This is a genomic window from Spirosoma sp., from assembly GCF_026391055.1.
GTDB lineage: Bacteria > Bacteroidota > Bacteroidia > Cytophagales > Spirosomataceae > Spirosoma.
In genome coordinates this window covers 390,991-414,044 of record NZ_JAPLET010000020.1, presented here as the reverse complement: position 1 = coordinate 414,044, position 23,054 = coordinate 390,991, and the positions used below count along the sequence as shown (strand labels likewise).

Genomic DNA, 23,054 nt, shown 5'->3' with positions numbered 1-23,054 from the left:
GCTCGTGAGCAGCCTCCTGTACGGAACCTTTGGCATAAGATAGCTCGACGGCCATCTTTCTAAACGTCTCGTCAAATACACGTCTTTTTTTCATGGGTACTTTCGGGTTTACCCCCAAATGTGCCTAAAAACTGTCTACAGCCAAATGTAGCAAGTCCATGTTGAGTTATTTTCCTTATCCTGGCTATTAGCAGAACCAATGCTAAACCGAATAAACCAGGCTACTACAGGTATAGCTTTATTTGAAGCTGTACAGTGATGTAGTGCTCGAATAGGCCCAACTCTGCCTTATTCCTAAAGCTGATTTCTTGACCTTATTTTATCGCAATCAGGAAGTAGCTGATCATCTCCTGCATTTATTGACCAGCGAAATTGCTGACTATAAGCAGCGACTGCTAGAACTAGCTTATCAGACCGTTCGTAAACGCGTTGCCGATGCTTTGCTTGCCTACCAACGAAAGTTTGTTGAAAAGGATTTGCCCGTTGAACCCAGGATTATCCGTTTATCACGAGAAAACTGGTCACATTTAGTAGGAGCTTCCATAGAGTCCGTAATTCGGACGTTAAGCGACTTTAAAAATGAGTGCCCAGTTAGCATGCATAACAGTGATATAATTAGTCTCAGCACTGAAAAATTAGTCCTTTTGAAGCATTAATCAGTTTGGGAGAGTTACGTAAGGAAAGTACAGCTTTGGAGGTGATTACTTTCTACTTGGTACGGCTGTACGGCTCCATGAGTACTGTATATATGGCGATTTTAAACATTAATAAAATTAACTGTAGAAACATTGTTGAGAGTTACCTTGTATTTAAAGTCATATTGATACCGTTTTCTCAACTACCTACACCTGCTAGCACTTCAGAGCCCTAGCAGAATCATCCTTCGATGAAACCCATTACTTTTATTGAGCATCGTCTGATGAAACTCCGACACGGCTTGCTTTCCATTAACGTGTGAATCCTACACTACTATTCGATGACGACCAATGATCACTTGCTGCTTCAATACCTACCGCAAGCCATTCTTCAACTTGATCCTCATGGCCACATTACTTATGCCAATCCAGCTGCGGTTAAACTGACCCAATACTCCATTCAGGAGTTAGTCAATCAGCCTATTGCCCGATTGTACAGCATAGACGGCGATTCGATTAAGGCCAGTTATGAACTGAGTATAGCCAGGAAGACAGGGCTGTTCCATACCCAGGGCTGGCGAACCCGAAAGGATCGAACCACCTGCTGGTGCGAAATCAGCTATACCAGTTTGTATGATGAGGGAAATTCCTTTCTGGGTTATTGCTGTACGTTGACCGATCAGTCAATCCAAAAGCAACATCAACAGCAGTTGCGTCAACAAGAGGAGCGATATCGCCTAATGGTGGAAGGTGTCAAAGACTATGCCATCTTTATGCTCGATACGGGTGGCCACATACTGACCTGGAATGAAGGGGCTCAGCGCATTAAAGGCTATGCACCCGGTGAGATCATTGGCAAACACTTCTCCTCCTTTTATACCGCCCAAGATCTGGCCGACAACAAACCCGCCCGCGAGCTAACGATTGCTATCCAGACGGGAACGTATGAAGAAGAAGGCTGGCGGATCAAAAAAAACGGTTCGGTCTTCTGGGCCAATGTGGTTATTACTGCCTTGTTCAGTGAAGCCAACCAACACATCGGCTTCTCTAAAGTGACCCGCGATCTGACCCAGCGAAAACAAACCCAGGAAGCTCTGCGCCAAAGTGAAGAGCGGTATCGCTCGCTGGTGGAGCAGGTGGCCGACTATGGCATCTTTATGATGGATGAAAAAGGGCGGGTCATCAATTGGAATGAAGGTGCCAGGCGCATTAGTGGCTACACCCAGTCTGAAATTACGGGCAAGTATTTCTCAATTTTTTATCCGCCGGAAGATATTCTTAATGACAAACCCGCTCACGAATTAAGGGTCGCCTTGGAAACGGGCAAGTATGAAGAAGAGGGCTGGCGGCTTCGCAAAGATGGCACGCTATTCTGGGCTAGTATCGTCATTACCGCGCTGTATAATTCAGTGGGTCTGCACATTGGCTTCTCCAAGGTCACTCGCGATCTGACCGAACGCAAACAAGCCGAAGAGTCCCTTCGGGAGAGTTATGATCGCTACCGCTCGCTAACGGTTGAGTTGCAGCGCTCAAACGAGGATCTCCAGCGATTTGCTCATGTGGCCAGCCACGATTTGAAAGAGCCCGCTCGCAAGGTAAAGCTCTTTAGCCATCGACTTAAGGCAGAATTTGGCTCCACGCTACCCGAGCAAGCGCAGCAATTTGTAGCGAAGATTGAGCGGTCAGCCGACCGGATGTTGACCATGATTCAAGGGGTTCTAAGCTACTCTTCGTTGAATGCCTTGCCCCAGCTACTGGAAAGCCTCGATTTAAATGGCATACTTGAGCAGATCGAAATCGATTTGGATGTCTTGATCGGGGAAAAGCAGGCTCGAATCCTAAAACAGGAACTGCCTTCAATTGAAGGGGTCCCTGTGCTGATCTATCAGTTGTTTTACAACCTGCTGAATAACGCCCTCAAATTCACCAAAGCCGATGAACCAGCCCAGATCACCGTCTCCCTGGCCGATGAAACCGATGAGCAACTGGTCAGTATCCGAATAACGGATACCGGGATTGGCTTTGATGAACAGCATGCGGACAAGGTTTTTGAGCCGTTTACTCGCCTGCATACCAAGGATGTTTACGAAGGCACTGGATTGGGGTTGGCTTTATGTAAGAAAATTGTCGAGCGCCACGGGGGGGCGATTGGAGTTAAGAGTACCATAAACCAGGGTACTACTTTCTTAATTACGCTGCCCAGAAGTCAAAAGTCTCTTAGGGTCTCCTAGTTGCAGGCCAAACGATTCAGCCTATTGACTCCGCAAGAACAATTGACAGTATAGACACAGGATTATCTAATGGCTGAAAACAGTTTAGTCAGGGTGAGTATCTGGCTTTTCTGAATGCCGACGACTGGTGATTTGCCGATGGAATCGAACTAAACGCCCCATTTAGAATGAAGATACATGAATACTTTTTCCTCTCGAGCGGGAGCCTTTAAAGAAACAGCGCTTTTGACATCTGTCTAATCTAATCAGTCGCATACAGTTCTCCTTCGAGCTGATTTTCTTTTCAGGTGAACTATGTATTCTGTCTCAATCAAGGGAATACTACTTCTGTATACAATAAAGCAATGCCGACAAGGTTCCACCTGCCGGCATTGCTTTTTGCCCCTTTGCCCAATTGAAACCTTCAATGACCGAGGTTAATAAATAACGAAACGTTTGGCTGCCAGCGAAATACCATCAACAATTAGACTGTAGATATACACTCCGACCGCTAAGTTTTTGCGATCGACCTGGACGAATCCTTCTGTATTAGTTGATAAGTCAATGAGACGAACTAACTGACCTTGTGAATTATGAATCTGGATAGCCGATTGCTGACTGGTAGCGGGCAGCCGAAAGGTAATCGTCGTCTGGGTTGTGAATGGATTAGGCGTCGCCGAGAGTAACCTTATCCCTTCGGGAACCCGATCCGAATCGATTCCCTGCCGAGCTGAGGCTATAGGAATCAGCTTCCAGCGCTGGCTATTGCTGCCATTAGCAACCTTGCTGACGGCCCGGGTTACCCCCTCTACCAGGCCAATATCTAACCGGTTACCAATAGCACACTGGGGTTCTAGTCCATAGATATTCCCGCCCAGGTCCAGTAGCTTCCAAATCTGATTTTGCCCCCCATTACTGGTATAGAGCTGCACTTTTGTATTATCCGCTGCGCTAATACCCGCTACATCCAGGCGCTTTCCAGGTGCGTGGCGGGGTTCAAGTTCATAGAGCCCATTGCCTTTGTCGATGAACTTCCACCGCTGATTTGAGCCCCCATTGCTTGGGTACAACTCAACAATGGTCCCGTTCGCTGTACTTAAAGCGCGCACATCCAAGCGTTGGCCAAGGGCGTTCTGAGGCTCAAGTTCGTATACCCCACCCGCCACAATGCCGGCACTACCACCCCCTGAAGGGACAAACGTGGCTGTTAGAGTGGTCGAAGCAGCTGGTGTTGACAAGTTCTGAGCACGTGCCCCCCCATTCGACCAAGATGAAAACGTATAACTAATACCACCTACAGTTTGGGGAGATAGGGCTTCCAGCGCTCTGATAATTCCACTGACACCACTAAAGGTATAGGGGGCGGTCACGGTAGTACCATCCAATTTGAGACTTAATCCGGCCGGATTGGTCGCTAAGGTAATGGAGGAAGTGAGGGGAAGCACATCTCGGGAGACGGTCATGGTAGCCCCTTTTGAATCAGTCACTGTCAGAAAGATCCGGAACAGAACGTTAGCCGATGTTTCCATCTGGGTGGGGATAGTAAAGCTGCCGGAAGTTATTCCACTGGTGGGTTCCACTACGGGGTGAGAATGCGAGGGAGAATCAAAATGGTACAAATCAACCTTCCAGGTAAAGGCACTGGGAGGTAAATTTCCGTCTTCTCCATCGGTACCCGTACCGGAAAACGAGATGATATTCCCGCCGGAATACTTGGTGCCTATCGTCGGGGTAATAATACTGGCCACCGGTAACTGATTGGTAATCACGCGCAGTGTTGCCTCGCTACTGGTAGCACGGCCAGCCGAATTGCTGACAAGTACTTTAAACTTAGCTCCATCGTCCGCTAGCGTTGGACTGGGTAGGCTATAGCTGGCTGAAGTTGCCCCGGTTATATTAACTCCGTTGCGCTGCCATTGATATGTGGGTACCGGATTGCCCGAAGCCGTCACCGAGAAAGTAACCGACTGGCCGACCGACACGGTTTTGCTGGTGGGCTGTACGGCGATTACCGGCGCCCCGTTTCCGGTATAATCCACGCGCCACAGTACGCCATTGGTACTCGATGTATTGGCCTCATCCGAACCGCCCGCTATGCCCCCTCGGGCGATAAAGTAAAGCGTTCCACCGGGCGCAACGGCCACATCCAGCGGCCGGTTAATGCCCGTAGCAAAGGTCGCGATGGCTTTAGTAACCGGATCTAAGGTTTTCAACCATCCATTGCAATAATCGCCAAAGAAATACTTGCCGGTGTAGGTGGCCGGGAAGGCAGTCGTTGACGGATTATAAAAGGCTCCTGCTGTAATGGAGCAGCCTTGACTATGGTCATAGGCATAGAAAGGATCCTGATAATTGGCTGGTTGCGCTTGAATGGTTCGTACACCTTCAATACCCGGCCAACCGTAATTTTTGCCGGCAATGCCTTCGTCGATCTCTTCCCAACTGCTATTGCCGACGTCGTTGATCAAAAGTCGGCTCGTTCCGGGTTGGGCAGCCAACCGGAACGGATTGCGGAAACCTAAAGCCCAAATCGCCCGGTTGACGCCCGAAGCCGTTGTGTAGAACGGATTATCGGTAGGAATACTGCCATCCAGATTGATCCGCAAGATTTTCCCTTTTAGTGTCGTTAGGGACTGAGCGTTGGCCGCAACGGTATTCTCCCCCACCGAGATAAAAAGTTTTCCATTTTGGATCGCTAATCCACCGCCGTTGTGATAACCAACCGAGCCTAACGGATCGATATCGATTAAAACACGTTCACTGCCGCTCACCGCAGCGTCGCCGTTGGCCGTAAATCTGCTGACGCGGTTGTTACTAACTGAACTACCCGACGCCTTGTAGGTATAATAAACGTAGAGAAAGTTATTGGTACTGAAATTAGGGTCCAACACTACCTTCAGCAGACCTCGCTCATTGAAGTTATCTACATTGGGAATGGTCAAAAAAGGGGTTGGTAACAGCGTGCCATTTTTGACAATTCGTAGCTTCCCATTCTTCTCGGCCAGAAAAACGCGCCCATCTGAAGCAATATCCATTCCTACCGGGTCCAGGCCGGTCGCTACTTGAACACCAGCAAAATTGCCGGGAAAACTTTGTGCCAACACCAGTTGGCACCGAAGCAGGAAAAGCAGGACGAACCCCGCGCTTGCTTTAGCCGCTGAAAAAAGGGGAGATTTGTGTTTCATGTTGAGGTTGAGTTTAGTTGGATGTTCAAGGAACTTCGTTTACTAGTTGTCACTACATTGAATGTACGGATAAATCATGAGTTAGTACGAATACCTTAGGCTACGGATAAACGGTTGACCGGTGGGCGAATCTACCAGCCCAAAAAGTAGCATTTGTCCTTGGCTTATACGGCGGAAGTTCAGCCGTAATTAATTGATACCGTTTGTACTACCCAACCTAGTTCCTACTTATTCGGCCTTGGCTTATGCCATTAGGCTTGTTGGAGATAGCACATACGACTAAGGGGTTGGACTAAATGCACGAAGTAGCTCCACTCCCTCAAATCCTGCCAGATAGGGATGTCAATAGAGCTGTGATAATTTAGTATCTATCCATAGTGTACGAATAGATAGTGGCAGTTATTAGAAGAACGTCCTATTAAACGCCCCATTTATAAAGCAGAACATCAATTCCCTTCGGGCTTGAGTCAGGGCGCTTTATGAGCCAGCAGCGTGATTTTGATAGCAACCAGCTCAGACGAATATCATTGTCTGAACTCGTTCATCTCCTCATGACTATCAATGGCTCCACCTTGTTTGGCCCGAGCCTCATCATTCAGCTTACTTATAAACACCACCAGTCGTCCATCCGTTTGCTCAATGGTCTATGGGCCGATCACTCAACGGATAGAACCAATGAAACATCTGTACACGCTGCTGATCAGCCTGCTAGCGCTAAGTGCCTGAGCCCAGCAAGCCCCTGGAACCACCCACGCGAAAATTAAGGTAACCGAAATCCTGAAAGACCCTGAAGCCGCACCGCCCAAGCTGTTTCTCAACTATCAGAACGTCAACTGCTTTGATGACTACGTACGCACCCAGCTTTCGTTTTTCGACTTCGACCGCGATCGACAGCTCTGCGACATCGAAATCTTAACCACCCAGCAAACCACCGGGGCGAGCGGCTCGGAATATACCTTAACCTTGCTGAGACTGAACCGTCACCAGGGTGTACTCGATACGCTCCGCTTCACGACTCGGCAGACCGACGCCGACGCCATGATCCGCCAACGCTTTGTGCAATCGCTGCGGCTGGGTCTGGTGCGGTTTATGACCCGAACCGCCTTTATGCAGCAGGTAATCGTCACTTTCCCCAAACGAAAAGCCCAACCCGATGATAAACCCCAGAAAGACCCCTGGCACTTCTGGGTCTTTATCCTCAGTGCCAATGTATCGGCCAATGGCGAAAGCAACCATACCTACCTGGCCCTCAACGAAGATATCAAGATCAACCGTGTGACGCTGTCGTCGAAATTGAACTTCGATGCCTATTACAACACCACCCGTAATCGGTACAATGTCAACGAACAAACCATTGACGTTAAAAACATCGAGTTTGGTCTCTCGACACTGTATGTGCGTAGTCTGTCGGAACACTGGTCGGTGGGTGGCTTTTACAAAGGTTACCATTCCATCTACCAGAATATGGCTTTCTCCCAGAGTGTCTCGCCTGCCCTGGAATATAACCTATATCCTAACTCAGAAGTGACCCGACGGCAGTTCCGCTGGATCTACCAGCTTGGCGTTCGATCCCTGAGCTACATCGACTCGACGGTGTACAATATGACGGGCATCTTCGCCCTGACCGAGCCGTGGGGTTCGCTCAACGCCAGCCTGGCGGGTTATCAATTTCTGCACGATCTGAGCAAGACCCGGCTGACGTTTCAAATGATTGTGTCGTGGCGTCTGCTGGAAGGGTTGATGTTGCAGCTCAATGGCGGATTAAGTTTAATCAACAACCAGATTTCTCTAGCCAAAGAGGTTGGTGACCCTAACCAGTTTCTGCTGGGTGGCCGGCAGTTACCCACCCGGTTCAATTACTATTCATCGGTGGGACTCAGCTTTACCTTTGGTTCGGTCAACAACGCGGCCGTCAATCCGCGCTTTACCAACGTCGATTTTTGAGCATTTGTCCTTTACAAGAGGTTGAGCGTTACTACAATTAGTAGTTCAATAAGGGAGCAATTATTGAGATGTTGTTAATCGAAACCAGGTGAACACTTCAGGGCGGATGGTCTCATCCAGAACGTCAAAATACAAACTATCGAATGGCTAATGCCTTGGCATTTTTGCCCTAAACTTGCTACTTAGCTCGTTTACTAGACTGCTTAACCATATAAAAATAAGCAGACCAACGATGATAAACAGCGCTTTCAGCTTGTAGGAGAAGCCCACAAATTGCGCCTGACCGTCCAGTGAGAGTTCGTACCGAAGCCAGTAGCGCTCAACAATCGTGGTGACATGGTCGAAGGGGAACGCTTCGTCGTAAATGAATGGAATAATCAAACGGCTACTCGTATCGATAAAGCCATATTTGTCCTTCATACGAACCATCGAGAGGCCATGCTGATAATACGAAGCAAAATCATACGTCAATGGCGTGCGCACCTTGCCCGACTTGTCGATATGGCCGAACTTGCCATGAATGGCCACGGCTGATCTATCTTCAGCTGTAAAGCCAGTTGCTTCATCATACAAATGGGGGATGCGCAGCTTACCCGTTTTGTCAATACAACCCCATTTGCCATTTTTTTTAACCCAAAATAGGCCATTGGTTGGCTTGCGTGTATCGGTATAGCAGAAGGGAACGATCAATTCGCCTGTTGATGGACTAACGTAGCCGTACTTATTCCCATATTGCACCCGTTGCATGCCCTGACCTGAATAGGTGTAGTCCACATCAATAGCATCGAGGGCCACCGGAACCTTCAGCACCAAATTACGGTCGATGATGCCAAATTTTCCCTGGTATTTAAACGGAGTAACGTGTTTGGATCGTTGAATCTGCTCGGTGACAAAGGGGGTAAAATTGAAATTAAGAATAAAGAATTCAGCTCCTCTCCACCACAACACATCTTCATGGGTGTCATGGTTACATTCAAAGTCGATTGTTGAGTCGTGAATCAGATAGTCGTTTGAAAAGTGCTGAATGGGAATCTTATACACCTCTTTTCCGGTCCGATCAATGTAGGAAAGTCCGTAATGAGTGTCAGCGGGGTAAATGACCCAGGTTTTGCCTTGGCGGAACCGATCGGTGGAAATGTATTTAGGTTCGACGATGACCTTCCCTTGTTTGTCGATAAATCCGTGCAGTCCATACCCTTGCTGATTAAGTTGCATAGGAACAAACTCGGCCAGCCCTTCTTCGAAGTTGCCAATGTCGCGGTAGGCTGGGGTTAGTTTACGTCCGTTTCTGTCGGTCAGGAAGGTTTGATAGGCACGGCAGGCTTTAGTAATCTTTTTGACTACATAGACCTCACCATAGTCTTGGCATTCATCGTATTCGGTCAGCCAGGTCTCATTTGGCGAGGTGTTAGTCTGAGCGAATATTCTGGCCGATGGCAAGAATAGGGAAAGAAGTACGAGGTTTCGAAAAGCAGTAAGGGAAGTTAGGCGTTGGTTTGCCCCCCTCTTCTGCCTATTTAAATTACGCCAGGTACTTCTGAAGTAATTTTGGAGCATACACGTTGATTAAGAAAAGAGACTGACTATTCTTCTTAGATGTCGCGCCGTTCTAGATTCCATAAAGTTACGTTGGTAAATGTAGATTGGATTGTATGAAGCTAAATTTTGCCATTTCAGCTAGCGGGTTCCCCACAGTGCTGACTTTTGTAACGGCCACATTATTTATGCAAAAGATATCTTTAAAATAAAATACTTGAATATGTGCAGGAATTACTTAGTTTGATTGACCTCAATTAATTTGAAATTACCTGGCAGAGCGTTATCTTTATCCAATTACCTTTCTCTAACCTAATGATAAAGCGATCTTGTTTATTTCTAGTTTGGCTATGGGTTATTGCTTGTAGGCCAATGCCCAACATTGCTCCCTCATCACGCATTGCAGGTGCCTATAAGTTTACTCAATATTCAACGATTACTAAAGACGATCCGGCGCCTGTGGGCCTGGTTACCCTGACAGAAGTCGATGAACAACATGTGGATCTAACGGTAAAGGGAGCTTCGGGCAAATTGAAGATTACATATGCCTATCGGAATGTTAGCGTTATTGCAAACGGGCGCAATTACTTAGGGGAAGATACGTTTAGCCTGGTCTATAAAAAAAATCAGATCGGCATTATTAGTAGCGATGAGCAAGGACGCTATATTTCTTTAACCCCTAAACCGTATGTTACTCTAGTAGCCTCCTTACCTGGACAAGAAGGAGAGTAAGTAGAGCGAGCAACCGATGGATGACACGCACTCATCCAAGGGCTTATCAACAGTATAAGATAAGTAGATTCCCTTAGACCTTTCATTCGAACCATGCTCAGAAGAAGGAGTGCAATCTGAGTTAAAAAAGAACATTAAAAAGTAAACACATCTGCTTCTTAATATGATCTTTTTACAAAAAAAAGCACTTATCAATTTGATGCTAATTACCTATTCACAACGCTTCATCAGATTTCATTCACTTTTTTTGAAAGGCCGAGCCAGGGTACGATGAAGATACACGAACGCCTTTGTGTCTCAAGCGGGAGCTTTTTTTATAACGATTAGATTTTGATGGCTTTTGCTGATTTAGCTTGTTTTTGAGCAAATAGCCAATCCAATAAGCCGGGGGTCTCCACCACAGCCTCCCAAATGCCATGACCTCCATCCGGGTACTCCGTATAACGTGGCCGGCCACCAGCTTTCTGTATAGCAGAGACCATATCGCGGGAACCACTAACGGGAACATTTACATCTTTAGCGCCATGAAAAGCCCAAACAGAAACCGAGGTCATTTTCTTGGCTTGACTGGGATCTCCTTCGCCACAGACCGGTATAGCAGCCGCAAATAAGTCGGGGTGTAGGCCAATCATGTACCAGGAGCCATAACCACCGCGCGACACACCAGAGATGTAGCGCCTTTGCCCATCAATGGGATAGACCTTGTCCAGGGAAACAATTGCCTCAATAGCTAGACTAGCTATGGAGGGCGTATTGGCAACACCGCCCCATCCCGTGTGGGGAGGACAGCGAGGCACAAACACGAAGGCAGGATACTTCTTTTTGCTTTCTTGGCTACTAAGCCATCTGGCCATCGGACAAGCATCGATCTGCCGGGTGTTGTCTGTCCAGCAGGAATAAGGTAGGGCGACAACCAGCGGGTAACTTTTTTGAGGATCGTAATCAGTGGGTTTTAAGAGCCGATACAATAAGGTGTCCCCTTGAGGACTGACGTAGCGGCCCTCATCAAAAGAGTGTGCTAACGCAATTTGCCTCCTGGATATGTGAGTCAGGCCGTAGTTTTCGCTGGTCAAGGATATGCTTATAACCAGCAAATACAGGCTCAGTAGGACCAGTATGCCACGTGCCAGATGGAATCGATTCAAGGAGTCAGCGTTTTCTTGATCCGGAACAGCACGTCGGTATTCGTCCAGGAAATTTAAAAGCAACAAAACCGGCACTATTCGTTCGATTAAGAAGAGCCATTGTCGAACTGAATCAATGCTGTCCTTAACCGGGTAGGGTGGTACGTTCCTAAACCAAAACAAGGCCGATATATGGGCAAGGCAAAGCATGGCTGATACTATACCTGCTCGCTTTAACCAGGGTCTGTTGCTCGCTTTAGAAAACACCAGACTCAGTGCATACACTAGGTTGATGGTAACGCCAATTAATACGGCCGCATCCGGATGTCTTCGTAAAATGGGATACAGCGTTGCCGAAAACAAGTAGAAAAGGCTGGCAAACGTCGTTACAATAGCCACTATTCCAGTCCATAAGGCAGCCTGGTAATTTTGGTGACGATAGTAGGCGAGAACCAGAAGAGAAGTGATGAAGGAGATAACGCTGGTTGCCAGGAACCAGCTTCGAAACGAGGCCAAGGTATAGATGTCGATGCCCGCCTGAAAATGGAGCCAGCTTTGGAATAAGCCGACCATGCAGGTGAGCCCTAAGCCAAGGAGAACACTAGTATAAAAATCCCGGTTCATGCAGCTAGTTGTTCGTATCCGTGACCCATTTTGAAAGGATTCGGCATGAATAAGTTTTTAGAACTGAGGTTTTACTCGTATACCGTCGGCCGTCTTATGTGGGAGCGTTTAGAGAGAGCAATAATTGAGGGTGTTTAAAGCGATCTCTACTGACATATAGCTGTCAGTAAACCCGCTTTACTTTGTGTGGTTTAACACAAACTTACAGCTTCCATGAATTTTATCTCCGTTCGAATTATTACCGCCGATATCAAGCCCTTGGTTCGCTTCTACCAGCAGATTACGGGCCTAAAGGTAACCCAGTATACCGACGATTTTGCCGAACTACAGACGCCTTCGGCCACCTTAGCTATTGGAAGTACGCGCACTCTGCAACCCTTCGGGGGAGACCACATTGCCCAGGCTGCCCGTAATCAGTCCGCCATTCTTGAATTCCGGGTTAATGATGTGGATATGGAGTATCAAAAGTTAGCCGACATTCTGGGCGATATGATCGTTCAAACACCGACGACTATGCCTTGGGGTAACCGGTCTTTGCTGTTTCGGGATCCCGATGGCAATCTGGTAAATTTCTTCACGCCAGTTAGCCCAGAGGCACTCAAAAAACTTGATTGATAGCGCTTCAGAATGCTTTTTACTCTTAAGCAGAAGGGTTTTCTCAGAATCCTTCTGCTTAGAATAATTCACAAAAGTTTTGCCAATTTTGCCAAAAGCGATTAACCAAAAATGGACGTTACGAATCTGATTCGGCAAATCGAGTTTATTAAGGAAGTGGATAAACTCAAATACATACTTCGTAAGACGAAACTACTCGGTAGTGAGCGAAACGAGAATGACGCTGAGCACAGCTGGCATCTGGCCTTAATGGCCGTTGTCTTGGCCGAACATGCGAATACAGCAATTGATCTACTCAAGGTAATTAAGATGTTACTGATTCATGACCTGGTCGAAATTGACGCCGGTGATACGTTTATCTATGACTCGCAGAAAAGCCACGACAATACCGAAGAAGAACGAAAGGCGGCCGAGCGGATTTTCGGGTTATTACCCGCTGAGCAAGCCCGTGAGTTGATAGCATTGTGGGAAGAGTTTGAAGCCCGTCTTACGGATGAAGCCAAGTTTGCCCGGGCTATGGATCGATTAGAGCCCCTGCTACAAAATGTATCCAATAAGGGGGGTACCTGGCGAGAATTCGCGGTTGACTTCGATCAAGTTTATCAAAAAAAGCAGGTGATTCAGCAAGGTTCCGAGTCCATCTGGGCCTATGCCGAGCAGCTTCTAAATGAGAGTGTAGAAAGCGGCATTTTGAAGAAAACGAGGAGATCAGACTAAAATTGAATAAAGGCAGTAGCTTAGATAATGGGCAACTTCTGGTGCAAAAGGATTTACTAAATCCCTAAAATTCTCACCGTGTTTGCCCTCGCAACGGCCGGCATCGTATGGGTTGTAGTTGCTTAGGGTTAATGGGACTGAACAATTACATCTACTACAGCCATCACCAGCTCTACTGGTTACCTTTGCTTCAGAAGATTACGTTTGCCTTTTTTTAAGCTGGGCAGGTCTACTATACTGGGAAGTTTATAAAAAGCAGAAGTCGGTTTTGATGACAAAACAGCTTAGCTCTTGGCAGCCTGGTAACTAGACCTCGTTAGTTCCCAAATCGGGGGTAAATGAAGAACAAGCCCCTTACCTACCATACCAGTGTCACGTAGAATGACCCCTGAATGAAGTGGGCGCATCACTCACCAGTCGCTCCCCAATGAGACGAATGGTGAGTGATGCGATTTTTTATTAGTTCTCAAGTGCCATCAGTTGCCTACAGCTTAGATACAGCCAAAAAAATTAATAATATACCATTTGATAATTTGTTCATAAAACGATAACCCTCAGCTGGTACATAGGGTTATGCTACCACTCAACCAACGGGTTGATTAACAACTAACAAACTCAAGGTTATGAAAAAGATCGTATTAATGGGGGCTATGCTATTAGCCGTAGCCTCTTTCAGCGCCCAAGCCCAGTCCTCTACCAACGGAACAACATCAAATAGCGGCACCGGCAACGGAACGAATGGGTCGGCTAACCAAAATGGCACAACCACCAGTAGTGGCACTAGCAATGGGTCAACGATGGGGACTAATTCCGACAATAGTTCAAGCTCGTCGGGCAATGGCAAAATGAATCGGAATCGATCAGGTCGCCGGTCAACGATGGGCACAAACTCATCCAGTAACGGAACGATGAATGACAATTCGACCAGTGGTACGACAACCAGCAATGGGAATGCGAGTTCTCAAGGCTCAACACAAGGTCGTAGCGGCCGCCGATCGAAAAGTATGAGTGGCAGTCAGGGCAGTAGCTCTTCTACCTCTGGATCGACGGGCACTACACCGCCTAACAACTAGTTAACGAGATAGAGACCCATTAACGCAGGGTTTACTTAGCCTGGCAGAAAGGATTGTTTTTCTGACTGTTTGGCGCCAATGAGTATGAGTCGGCTACTATGTGTTGCCGACTCTTTTTTGTCTAACAAATTTACCAGAAAATGAATTTGGCTCATAACAGGGAGCGCTTTTTGGGGATAGCGGGGCTTACTAGCTGTCCAACGCTATCAGAGCATACCCCTACCCCACAACAAGACAGGGTTAATCTGTAACGATTAACCACTCCCCCAACAGAAGCACACAAGCGCCCCCGACATTACGCCATGGGGCACCCTACTGATTCCGGTGTACCTGATCCACAATGCCGTTTACCGCCCACGTTTGTGTGCTTCAGAGGCTATAAGGTTTGGCTGATCCCTTAGCATTTATTACCTATATAGGTGATAAAACCGCTTGCCGGTAGTATAAAAACAACTTTTCCAGATTCGTCTGGTGGTCGAATCGCTGATGGGCAAATGTGGTCTGGGTGGCTGTCAACCGGGCACGGTAGGAAGGTTGGAAACAACGAATTACCTCATCCGCCAAGCGGCTCACATCTGCATCCGGCAGAAGGCCTGACCCGACAGGTAACATTTCCGAAATTCCACCAACGGCCAGAGCCAGCACCGGCGTGCCTACCGCAAACGCTTCCAGTATAGCGAACGGGCAATTATCATTTAGAGCTGTATGCACATAAAGATCCGACTGGGCTACTAACGCCCAGGGGGCTGCCTGCTGGCCATAAAACCGAACCTGTTCAGCCAGATCGTAAAATCGAGGTATCCCCGCTGGCGTAGTTCATGACCAACCCTAAACAGTAATTGCTGGTTTTTCCGTTGATCGATGTAGCCCACATTGCTGATTCGGAATTGATCAGATCGACATCGGCTCAATTGGTCAGTCGTGGCCCGTAGATCGACCGTATTGTAGAGAATGTATTTGTTAAAGCTAACCGGCAAGAGATGTTTGGACTTGGCGTAAGCATACTCTGAACTGAACACATAGTGGTGGATGCTAGAAAACAGATAGCGGTACCAGCTCGAGAGTCGGGCCGTTGCCCAAGGCTTTAACGAAAAACTAAGGGCTAATTCAGTTACGGGATCGTCATTGAAATGACAGCTCAGGATGACGGGCACTTGCTTACCCAGGGCCAGCCAGGCAGCTACTCCTGAGCGGGCATCCTGGGCATGGATCAGATCGAATGTAACATGGCGCAGGTTGCGAACCGAAAAGTACACGCCCGTAAAATAGGCAAACTCATCAAAGGCCGCTCGGGCACTGCCACCCAGAGGGCGCATAATTCGTTTCAAGAGGCCCAAGCCTTTGCGCCAGATACGGGGCGTATGGGAAGAATCGACGATATGAACCTTAAAACCGGCCATGGCCAGATCAGCCGCTAGTTTTTGGTAGTATGTCACCACGCCTGAGGGTGAAGAAGTGACTAGATACGAAGCGATCAAAACGTTCATGGTGGTAGAGATTGGCACCAAACTGGGGTAGCTCAGTTTCTGGTCATACTATGTAGCGATCTAAACTACTATTCGTTAGAGGCTTACTTTAAAGGTAAGGTAGTTTGGTAGCATATAACGACCCTTTTATTATTCGGCACTTGCCGTGGTGTGGTAAAGTGACGAGAAGCATTGGAGGCTTGGTGATCGTGGAGTAATTTATGAGCTTAAAAAAATAATACCTAAGATCTAGTAGTATATATTCAATCTTAGTATATTTGAGCATGAATACTACTTCGCACCAGCTTCTCAAGGGAAGTCTCAATGCTATCATCCTCAAACTGCTGGCTCATACCGAGTGGATGTACGGCTATGAGATCTGCCAGAAAGTAAAGCAACTCACCGATGGCCAGCTTAAGATTAACGAAGGTGCCCTCTATCCCGCTTTGTACAAACTCGAAGCGGACGGCATCCTGATCACTAAAACCCAAATCGTGGAGGGCCGTGCCCGCAAGTACTATTCCATTGCCCAGGATCAACAAGGTAACGCCGTGGATAGACTGGCCCAGATTGAGCAGTTTCTTCATCAGTTACAACGCATACTTACCCCCACTGATCTTACTAAGCTTCCTATTACCTAATCAACTTTACAGCTATGACCCAGGCTCAACATGCACTTATCGTTACTTTTTTAACCCAGAAATGTGAGTTGATTGAAACCACTTTCATCCAGGAGATGACCGATCACTTTGTAGTCTCCGTAGAAGACCGAATGACCAATTCGCTTTCCTTTGAGAAGGCCCTTCAGCACACGATTGATGACTTTGGGGGATCAACTAACATCCAGAAGATGGAATGGACCTATCGGAAGGTATTTTTGAAAAGTTTGTTCCGAGACTGGTGGGCACTGGTAAAAAGCCAATTCGCTAGGCCCAAACGGGTTCGGGCACTGGTGATGGTTGGCTTGGTTACGTTTGCAAGCTTGTATTTTGGCTTGATGACTGATTTTAGGGGTGTACTTGAAGAGAAGATATTATGGAGTTCAGTTCAATGGGTAAGTATTATATGGGTTATCACATTGACTTGGTTTTTGCTCCAACGGGTTGCTCCTCGGATTAAGAAAGCAGTAATAGTGCGGTTCCCCACCTTGTTGATACGGTTGCTCACCTATCTGTTATGGGTTGGTGCGTTGTTGCTTTATTTAGGCATTAGTAGTTTGGAGATGTCCTTGCTGGCTCAAGGCTTAAGTTATTCCACTTTGTGGTCAAGTTTGGCTATATTGTATCTGGGGCTTTTAGATTACTCGATGCAAGCAGACCCCAACTCGTGGTACCAAACCAGGTAGGTAATAGATAGCTATATTGATTTCTGCTTCAGTAAACGCCCGATTTATGAAGTAAATGCATGAATGCTCTCTGGTCTTGAGTCGGAACGCTTTTCGACACAGTAGAGTATTTTGATAGTAACCAGCTTGGATAAATAACCTTGCCTGAACTCATTGCTCCCTCATGACTATTGATTGTTCTACTTTTTCGATTCGGTCCTGGCAGCACCATGACGCCCTGCATTTAGCTCAGTAGCCCAATGATAAAGACATCTGGCTAAACCTTCGGGGCCGGTTTCACTACCCCTACAGGAAGCCCCTACTTAAACACAAAGTTATACGATAGAGAGGCTATAGGAGCGGCAAAAATTTGTAGCTGATAGGCGTTGGTTTTCCCATTCTCTGCTTTAAAGAAGATAGAATAGGCATTTTTGCGGCCATACAGATTATATACCGTGAACGCCCACCGACCTTCCCACCGCCTGGTCCTCATGCCTGGGTTGTAAATAGTCCAGTTAAAATCGAGCCGGTGATAATCGGGCAACCGGCTATTGTTACGAATTTCATAAAATGGGTATTGCGCGCCATCGATGGTTACAAAACCGGTTGGCGCTGAATATGGACGGCCCGTGTTGTAAACAAAGGTGAAGCTGAAGCTATTATGGCGATCTACATCGATTGTCATGTTAGCATTCATTGAGTGGGGACGATCATAATTAGCCCGGTACCACTTGCCACTGTTTACATTCTCCTGCACCGTGGGCCCTTGGTTTACCTGATTAAGCGTTCGGGCATAGGTGTAACTCAACCAACCGGTCAGTTCTCCTTTCTTTTTAGAAATCATTGATTCAACACCGTAAGCCTTGCTGCGGCCTTGGAGAAGCTGCGTTTCAGGATACGGCTGTAATAAAAAATCGGCTCCCGGCCGGTAATCAATGATATGCTGGGTTGTTCGATAGTAGCCTTCCAGCGTTAGCTCGTAAATATTCTCACTGAAGGAATGAACAAACCCGGCTGTTACCAATTGACTGACTTGAGGCCGGATGTTTGGATCGGATGTTTTCCAGCGCGAGGTGGGCAGGGGCGTGGTTGTGTTGGTTACCACTTGTATATACTGCCGCATCAGGTTGTAGCCGAGCTTAACCGATGAATGGGCACCCAGCGTGTAACGAATGCCCAGCCGGGGTTCAGGACCGCCGTAGTGCTGGACAATCTGTCCGGCCCGATACCGGGTGGAGTCGATGACCGAGAACTCGTCGCGGGGTTCACCCAGGGCATAGTGCCGGACCAGCGATGGCCCCAGCGAGAGAAACTGAGAGTAACGGAGACCCGCCGAAATTGCTAGCCGGGTTCCTAAGCTTCGTTCATAGTCGGCATATAGGGCTAACTCAAGCGCCTTTTCGGTAGGGGTGGTTATGTAATTAACCTGATTACTTTGACCCGGCAGGAGAGTTCCCGGCTCAAGTTGGTAGTGTGTGCTGCTGATCCCGATTTCAAGTTTCTGATTGGGTAGCTGGTAGTTAAGATTTGATTTCAGTTGCCTTTGTAAGACCGACGACCGCAAGGTAACCAGATTACCACTTTGTTCAGGTGATAGAATTTTGGGTACATAATGCCCATATACCCCGGTCATTTGCCAGTTTAGCCGGGGCGAAAGCGTCCGAAACCAACGAGCCATGACGTTAACGGTCTGGTGATTATAGCGGGTCGATGTTCCATTTACATTGGGAAGGTTGGCCAGCAAGTCCGTTCGAAACACATCCAGACTGGCGTAACCCGTAACTGTCAGAGTATTCCGGTTGTCGATTCGCCAGAAGGCTTTCACGACACCATCGCCAAATTTTGCCCGGATATTGGCCAGCCGATCGGACACAATGGGCAGTAGGAAGTCGTTGAAAGCCCCTCGCCCGGTAACCAGTATACCAAACTTTCCCGGTACGATTGGCAGATCGGCGGTGAGTTTATTCGATACCAGACTTACCCCGCCCGACAGGCTAAACTGATCAAGGCTGGGATTGCGAAGCGACACATCGAGTACCGATGCGGCCCGACCGCCAAAACGAGCCGGGACATTGCCTTTGTAGAGATCGACAGTTCTCAGGGCATCGGGCGGGAATACCGAGAACAGTCCAAACATATGCGTCGGGTTGAAAATAGGGGTCTCATCCAGCAAAATCAGATTCTGATCGGTGGTGCCACCTCGAATATTGACCCCATTGGCCGCTTCGCCCACGCTCGTAACACCCGGTAGCATTTGTAGTCCCCGTAGTAAATCAACTTCGCCAAGCGCCGAGGGTAGTTTTTTTAACGTATTGATGTTTAATTGACTGGCTCCCAGAATGGGCTGGCGTAAGCTCTGGTCAAAACCTTTTGTCGTTACAACGACCTCTTCGAGCTGGCTTGCCACACTAATCATGGCGACATTGACCGTAAGTGAATCGTCGATCAAATGAATTTCCTTACGAACGGGCGTGTACCCAACCAGCCGGGCAATCAGGATATGATCGCCACCCTCTAAGGTGATCGCATAGTGCCCCTGCGCATCAGTGCTTGTTCCGGTAAGGTGCTTTCGATAGTCGATGATGACGGCCGCCCCAGACAAGGGTTGACCCGTTGCCGAATCGCGTACCGTTCCACGAACCAGAAACCGATTTGGTTGATTAAACACGGCCTGAACTCCCCCCATTACCAGAGGTACCTGATTCCGTTTCGCTGGCCCACTTAGTGGGGGCACCTGATCAATAGGTGCAGAAAGCTCTTTTGTCCGTATAAAACGTTCGGTGGCCAGTTGCTTTTCAGAAGCCGCTATCGCTTTAGTGACAGGTGGTTGGCCTAGTGCGGCAATCAGCGGCTTTGCCAGGGCAACACCTTCATCGAGTACAAGACTTCTTATGTCACTACCTGGAGAAACCAGGACCTCCCTTCCGGTAGCTACCGCACTGTCGGGTAAAAAAGCCGTTATGGACGGGCTGACAAGCTGCGTAAGTATACGCGTTTTTGAGAGGCTATCCGTTTCTGTTTGTTCATCCCATGTCCGGTGTTCAGAGCCGGGTGCTTTGCCATCATAAAGCCCGAGCATGGGCTGGGCAAATGCCAGCGTGCCAGTAAGGAATGATCGGCACAGGAGTAGGATTAGTTGAGTCATTGTAAACAGGCCTCGGGGATTGACGTTCATGAACCGTTACTCATTCCAGCCTGGCGGCAGCTGGTCTGTTCGGCTACTACTGGGTATACAAAGGGCTGATGAGGCACTACCGCCAAATGGACTGCTGCCGGGCTGCGATGTTTCCAGTCGGGGGGCGCGGCCGTTGATAGCATAGAAAAGCCCCTGGAATAAACCTGTATTGACGTCCTGACGCTTTATTTTGTGCCGACCGACGGCTACCGATGATGCAAAAAAATAACCTATTACGTTTTCGGCTGCATTCGTTACGTTTCGGATATTTCCTGAAATTGGGGCCGGGGGCGAATCGGCCAGCGTTCCCGTGTTCTGAACTTGGTCGGCAAACAGCCGATAATAACGGTAAGCATTCGCTGAAATGGAGAGTTGCTCCACCACGATCAAGGCCGGGTCGCGCTGGTAAATGGGAATGCTGGCCACCTTGTGCCCCACCTGGGGTTGCCCGTTGGTGTAGACATCGGAAAACGCATCGATGTCGGTGTTGTAAAAAATGTCCCAGCACAATCCCCGGCACGGATAGTCGAAGAGGTTGGTGGTACCCAGGGTCGAATCCCGGATGCAGCCAATAATGTCAATTGGCCCCGCTCCAACCGGACCAATATCCCGCACAACATAGCGCCCTTGCTGACAGGTAGCGCACCAGGTCTGTAGTTCATAAAGCCGCCATCGCCAGAGGTAAAAGTTACGGCCGTCGGCGGGGTCCTGCATGTCCAAATAAACATCATTGGCGGGTATAGACAAGCCATCCGCCGTTTTTCGGGGCCCCTGAGGAGTGAACTGATCGTAAACGCGCTGAATGGGGGGAACCGATACCATGGTTTCGACCGACGATTCATAAACCGTGCCTTCCGTTGTTTGAAAACGGAGTTGATAGGTGTTTCCCACTTTCCCCCTAAAGTCGGATGGAAACTGATAAGTGCCAGGCAGCACTTCGATCAAGGTTTCGCGTGTCGTGCCATTTATGAGTACCGTAACATGGGCCCGCTGAATAGGCACACTAACGTTGCTACTATCGGCGTTGGAGCGGGAGCGGCTCAGAGAAATGGTTTGTCCCTCGTTGAGGTCGGTAACAATACCACTGACCACAACCAGATTGGCATCGAGTGTCAGGTTGGGATCGTATGCGTTAATGCACCCCAGTAAGCCAAGTAATATCCAGCAAAGACTAATCCAACGAATAATGGGCGAAACTAAATGCATCTCTATACTGATTAAAATAGATACCCCGATGGCCCACCGGACTCTCAGTTAACACACTGTTATTATTATTTGCCCGCTCCGCTAACGGTTGGATAAGCCCCTTTAACGACCATTTTCTGTGCCAAAACGGGGCTGGCTACCACGACATCACCCGTTCTGAATGACCAGCGCTTATGGCCCGACATGGCATCGAGGGCATATAGATTGAAGTCGTTACTGCCTATGTAAACGGTGCTGTTTGACACAACCGGTGTCGAATAAATATCGAAGTTGGTGGCGAATGACCAGCGTTGTGTACCAGAAAGAGCATCAAGCGCGTAAAGTTTGTGATCACGGCTACCCACATAGACAACGCCATTGGCTACCACCGGACTGCCATAAAGTATGCCCTGTGTCGGAAACTTCCATTGCAGCTGTCCCGAGGCCGCATCAAGGGCATATAAGTTGTAGTCATAACTGCCTATATACACCAGGCCGTTAGCCACAACCGGACTGGCGTCGATACTCGAAGCCGTCAGAAACACCCAACGTTGACGGCCTGTAGCCGCATCGATCGCATAGAGCTTACCATTGCTACAGCCTACATAAACAAGGCCGTTGGAGACCACCGGGCTGGATAAAAAATAGCCATCGGCCGTAAATTTCCAGCGTAACAGGCCATTACCGGCGTCGACGGCGTAGAACTGGTTGTCCTGTCCGCCGATATAGACCAGTCCATCCGCCACCGCCGGGCTGGAGTAAAGCCCCAGGCCAGCCGTAAACACCCAGAGCAGGTTACCAATTGTTGCGTCGATGGCGTATAATTTACCATCCTGACTACCTACATAAACGATTCCATTGGCGATTACCGGGCTGGAATGAACGAAGTTGCCCGTTTTAAATGCCCACCGTTGTTGTCCTGTTGTAGCATCAATTGCATAAAGTTTGCTGTCATTACTGCCAACGTATACCATGCCATAGGCCACCACCGGACTTGACTCAAAGGAGGTATCAGCCCGAAAGACCCAGATCGGGGTACCCATTGCTGTATCCAGGGCATATAGCTTACTATCAAATCCGGCAACGTATAAAAGCGGAGCCGTAATGATCACCGTGGGTGGCGTTGTCGCTGTCACGGCTGCCGGGGGGGTAGGCACAGGCTTGATAATGAGCGTTGACTTCGGTGTACAGGCACTACAGGCAAGGCCAAACCCAATCAGCGTGTATCGCATAGCCACCCATGGCAAGGTAATTTGCAATCGGCTCAACCACCTACTTAGTAAGACAAGTTTATCGAAAGTAGTCATAAAGGTGGCTTATGGGATATATGAACTAGTCTACTCTCTAAGTTTTGCTTTTGAGCTACTACGGTCTAAAACAACCGCGATGAATCAGCTAATTAAGTTGAAGGGAAAATTCAGCTCAATCTAACGATTAACTAGATTAATATTTTGGATAGTCTTGTAGTAAGACAAAATAGCTTCTTTTACTCACGGCAGGAGTGCAAGA

General features: G+C 48.1%; 17 protein-coding genes. 9 read left to right on the top strand and 8 right to left on the bottom strand.

Annotated features, from left to right (window positions below):
* Positions 1-308 precede the first annotated feature (308 nt).
* A complete protein-coding gene (locus NT073_RS14595) occupies positions 309-656 on the top strand; it encodes a helix-turn-helix domain-containing protein (protein ID WP_297374772.1) in 348 nt (115 codons plus the stop codon).
* Between the two features lie 320 nt (positions 657-976).
* Positions 977-2,866, top strand: a complete 1,890-nt coding sequence (locus NT073_RS14590; RefSeq protein WP_297374770.1) for a PAS domain-containing sensor histidine kinase — start codon at positions 977-979, stop codon at positions 2,864-2,866.
* A gap of 416 nt (positions 2,867-3,282) precedes the next feature.
* Here the strand turns inward: NT073_RS14590 and NT073_RS14585 are convergent, their stop codons facing one another.
* On the bottom strand, positions 3,283-6,030 hold the full coding sequence (locus tag NT073_RS14585; protein WP_297374769.1) for a PQQ-dependent sugar dehydrogenase: 2,748 nt from the start codon (positions 6,028-6,030) through the stop codon (positions 3,283-3,285).
* Between the two features lie 963 nt (positions 6,031-6,993).
* Here NT073_RS14585 and NT073_RS14580 point away from each other — a divergent pair.
* Positions 6,994-7,974 (top strand): hypothetical protein, encoded by a 981-nt coding sequence (locus tag NT073_RS14580; protein WP_297374767.1) that lies wholly within the window; start codon positions 6,994-6,996, stop codon positions 7,972-7,974.
* Positions 7,975-8,121: 147 nt separating this feature from the next.
* On the opposite strand, the gene NT073_RS14575 is transcribed toward NT073_RS14580, so the two are convergent.
* Entirely contained in the window at positions 8,122-9,414 is a 1,293-nt protein-coding gene (locus NT073_RS14575) for a WG repeat-containing protein (RefSeq protein WP_297374765.1), read from the bottom strand.
* Between the two features lie 468 nt (positions 9,415-9,882).
* On the opposite strand from NT073_RS14575, the gene NT073_RS14570 reads away from it, so the two are divergent.
* The gene (locus tag NT073_RS14570; protein WP_297374762.1) at positions 9,883-10,242 is read left to right on the top strand and encodes a hypothetical protein; all 360 of its coding nucleotides are present in this window, start codon (positions 9,883-9,885) and stop codon (positions 10,240-10,242) included.
* Between the two features lie 323 nt (positions 10,243-10,565).
* On the opposite strand, the gene NT073_RS14565 is transcribed toward NT073_RS14570, so the two are convergent.
* On the bottom strand, positions 10,566-11,990 hold the full coding sequence (locus tag NT073_RS14565) for a peptidase (RefSeq protein WP_297374759.1): 1,425 nt from the start codon (positions 11,988-11,990) through the stop codon (positions 10,566-10,568).
* Positions 11,991-12,203: 213 nt separating this feature from the next.
* Between NT073_RS14565 and NT073_RS14560 the strand changes: the two genes are divergently transcribed.
* The 3 genes from NT073_RS14560 to NT073_RS14550 all read left to right on the top strand — a co-directional run bounded on the left by NT073_RS14560 (position 12,204) and on the right by NT073_RS14550 (position 14,395).
* Positions 12,204-12,605 (top strand): VOC family protein, encoded by a 402-nt coding sequence (locus NT073_RS14560; RefSeq protein ID WP_297374756.1) that lies wholly within the window; start codon positions 12,204-12,206, stop codon positions 12,603-12,605.
* Positions 12,606-12,716: 111 nt separating this feature from the next.
* The gene (locus NT073_RS14555; protein WP_297374753.1) at positions 12,717-13,322 is read left to right on the top strand and encodes an HD domain-containing protein; all 606 of its coding nucleotides are present in this window, start codon (positions 12,717-12,719) and stop codon (positions 13,320-13,322) included.
* 623 nt (positions 13,323-13,945) lie between these two features.
* Entirely contained in the window at positions 13,946-14,395 is a 450-nt protein-coding gene (locus tag NT073_RS14550) for a hypothetical protein (protein WP_297374751.1), read from the top strand.
* Positions 14,396-14,806: 411 nt separating this feature from the next.
* Here the strand turns inward: NT073_RS14550 and NT073_RS14545 are convergent, their stop codons facing one another.
* Complete coding sequence (locus NT073_RS14545) at positions 14,807-15,178, bottom strand: glycosyltransferase (RefSeq protein WP_297374792.1); 372 nt, start codon at positions 15,176-15,178, stop codon at positions 14,807-14,809.
* Complete coding sequence (locus NT073_RS14540) at positions 15,127-15,882, bottom strand: glycosyltransferase (protein ID WP_297374748.1); 756 nt, start codon at positions 15,880-15,882, stop codon at positions 15,127-15,129. Before NT073_RS14540 ends, NT073_RS14545 begins: the two co-directional genes overlap by 52 nt.
* Before the next feature lie 263 nt (positions 15,883-16,145).
* Between NT073_RS14540 and NT073_RS14535 the strand changes: the two genes are divergently transcribed.
* Both NT073_RS14535 and NT073_RS14530 read left to right on the top strand, forming a co-directional pair.
* The gene (locus NT073_RS14535; protein WP_297374745.1) at positions 16,146-16,502 is read left to right on the top strand and encodes a PadR family transcriptional regulator; all 357 of its coding nucleotides are present in this window, start codon (positions 16,146-16,148) and stop codon (positions 16,500-16,502) included.
* A gap of 14 nt (positions 16,503-16,516) precedes the next feature.
* On the top strand, positions 16,517-17,206 hold the full coding sequence (locus tag NT073_RS14530) for a hypothetical protein (RefSeq protein WP_297374742.1): 690 nt from the start codon (positions 16,517-16,519) through the stop codon (positions 17,204-17,206).
* Positions 17,207-17,504: 298 nt separating this feature from the next.
* On the opposite strand, the gene NT073_RS14525 is transcribed toward NT073_RS14530, so the two are convergent.
* From NT073_RS14525 to NT073_RS14515, 3 genes are all read right to left on the bottom strand, one after another.
* Positions 17,505-20,330 (bottom strand): TonB-dependent receptor, encoded by a 2,826-nt coding sequence (locus NT073_RS14525; protein WP_297374740.1) that lies wholly within the window; start codon positions 20,328-20,330, stop codon positions 17,505-17,507.
* A gap of 36 nt (positions 20,331-20,366) precedes the next feature.
* Positions 20,367-21,566, bottom strand: coding sequence for a DUF4249 domain-containing protein (locus NT073_RS14520; RefSeq protein WP_297374737.1), 1,200 nt, complete (start codon positions 21,564-21,566; stop codon positions 20,367-20,369).
* A 65-nt stretch (positions 21,567-21,631) separates the two neighbouring features.
* Positions 21,632-22,777: a PQQ-binding-like beta-propeller repeat protein gene (locus NT073_RS14515; RefSeq protein WP_297374734.1), complete on the bottom strand. Its 1,146-nt coding sequence runs from the start codon at positions 22,775-22,777 to the stop codon at positions 21,632-21,634.
* Positions 22,778-23,054 lie beyond the last annotated feature (277 nt).

Excerpts from the sequence above, each read along its gene's own strand:
- NT073_RS14525 (WP_297374740.1), bottom strand. The coding sequence starts at position 20,330 with ATGACTCAACTAATCCTACTCCTGTGCCGATCATTCCTTACTGGCACG.
- NT073_RS14550 (WP_297374751.1), top strand. The coding sequence starts at position 13,946 with ATGAAAAAGATCGTATTAATGGGGGCTATGCTATTAGCCGTAGCCTCT.
- NT073_RS14565 (WP_297374759.1), bottom strand. The coding sequence starts at position 11,990 with ATGAACCGGGATTTTTATACTAGTGTTCTCCTTGGCTTAGGGCTCACC.
- NT073_RS14590 (WP_297374770.1), top strand. The coding sequence starts at position 977 with ATGACGACCAATGATCACTTGCTGCTTCAATACCTACCGCAAGCCATT.
- NT073_RS14530 (WP_297374742.1), top strand. The coding sequence starts at position 16,517 with ATGACCCAGGCTCAACATGCACTTATCGTTACTTTTTTAACCCAGAAA.
- NT073_RS14560 (WP_297374756.1), top strand. The coding sequence starts at position 12,204 with ATGAATTTTATCTCCGTTCGAATTATTACCGCCGATATCAAGCCCTTG.
- NT073_RS14520 (WP_297374737.1), bottom strand. The coding sequence starts at position 21,566 with ATGCATTTAGTTTCGCCCATTATTCGTTGGATTAGTCTTTGCTGGATA.
- NT073_RS14585 (WP_297374769.1), bottom strand. The coding sequence starts at position 6,030 with ATGAAACACAAATCTCCCCTTTTTTCAGCGGCTAAAGCAAGCGCGGGG.
- NT073_RS14535 (WP_297374745.1), top strand. The coding sequence starts at position 16,146 with ATGAATACTACTTCGCACCAGCTTCTCAAGGGAAGTCTCAATGCTATC.
- NT073_RS14515 (WP_297374734.1), bottom strand. The coding sequence starts at position 22,777 with ATGCGATACACGCTGATTGGGTTTGGCCTTGCCTGTAGTGCCTGTACA.
- NT073_RS14570 (WP_297374762.1), top strand. The coding sequence starts at position 9,883 with ATGCCCAACATTGCTCCCTCATCACGCATTGCAGGTGCCTATAAGTTT.
- NT073_RS14540 (WP_297374748.1), bottom strand. The coding sequence starts at position 15,882 with ATGAACGTTTTGATCGCTTCGTATCTAGTCACTTCTTCACCCTCAGGC.
- NT073_RS14555 (WP_297374753.1), top strand. The coding sequence starts at position 12,717 with ATGGACGTTACGAATCTGATTCGGCAAATCGAGTTTATTAAGGAAGTG.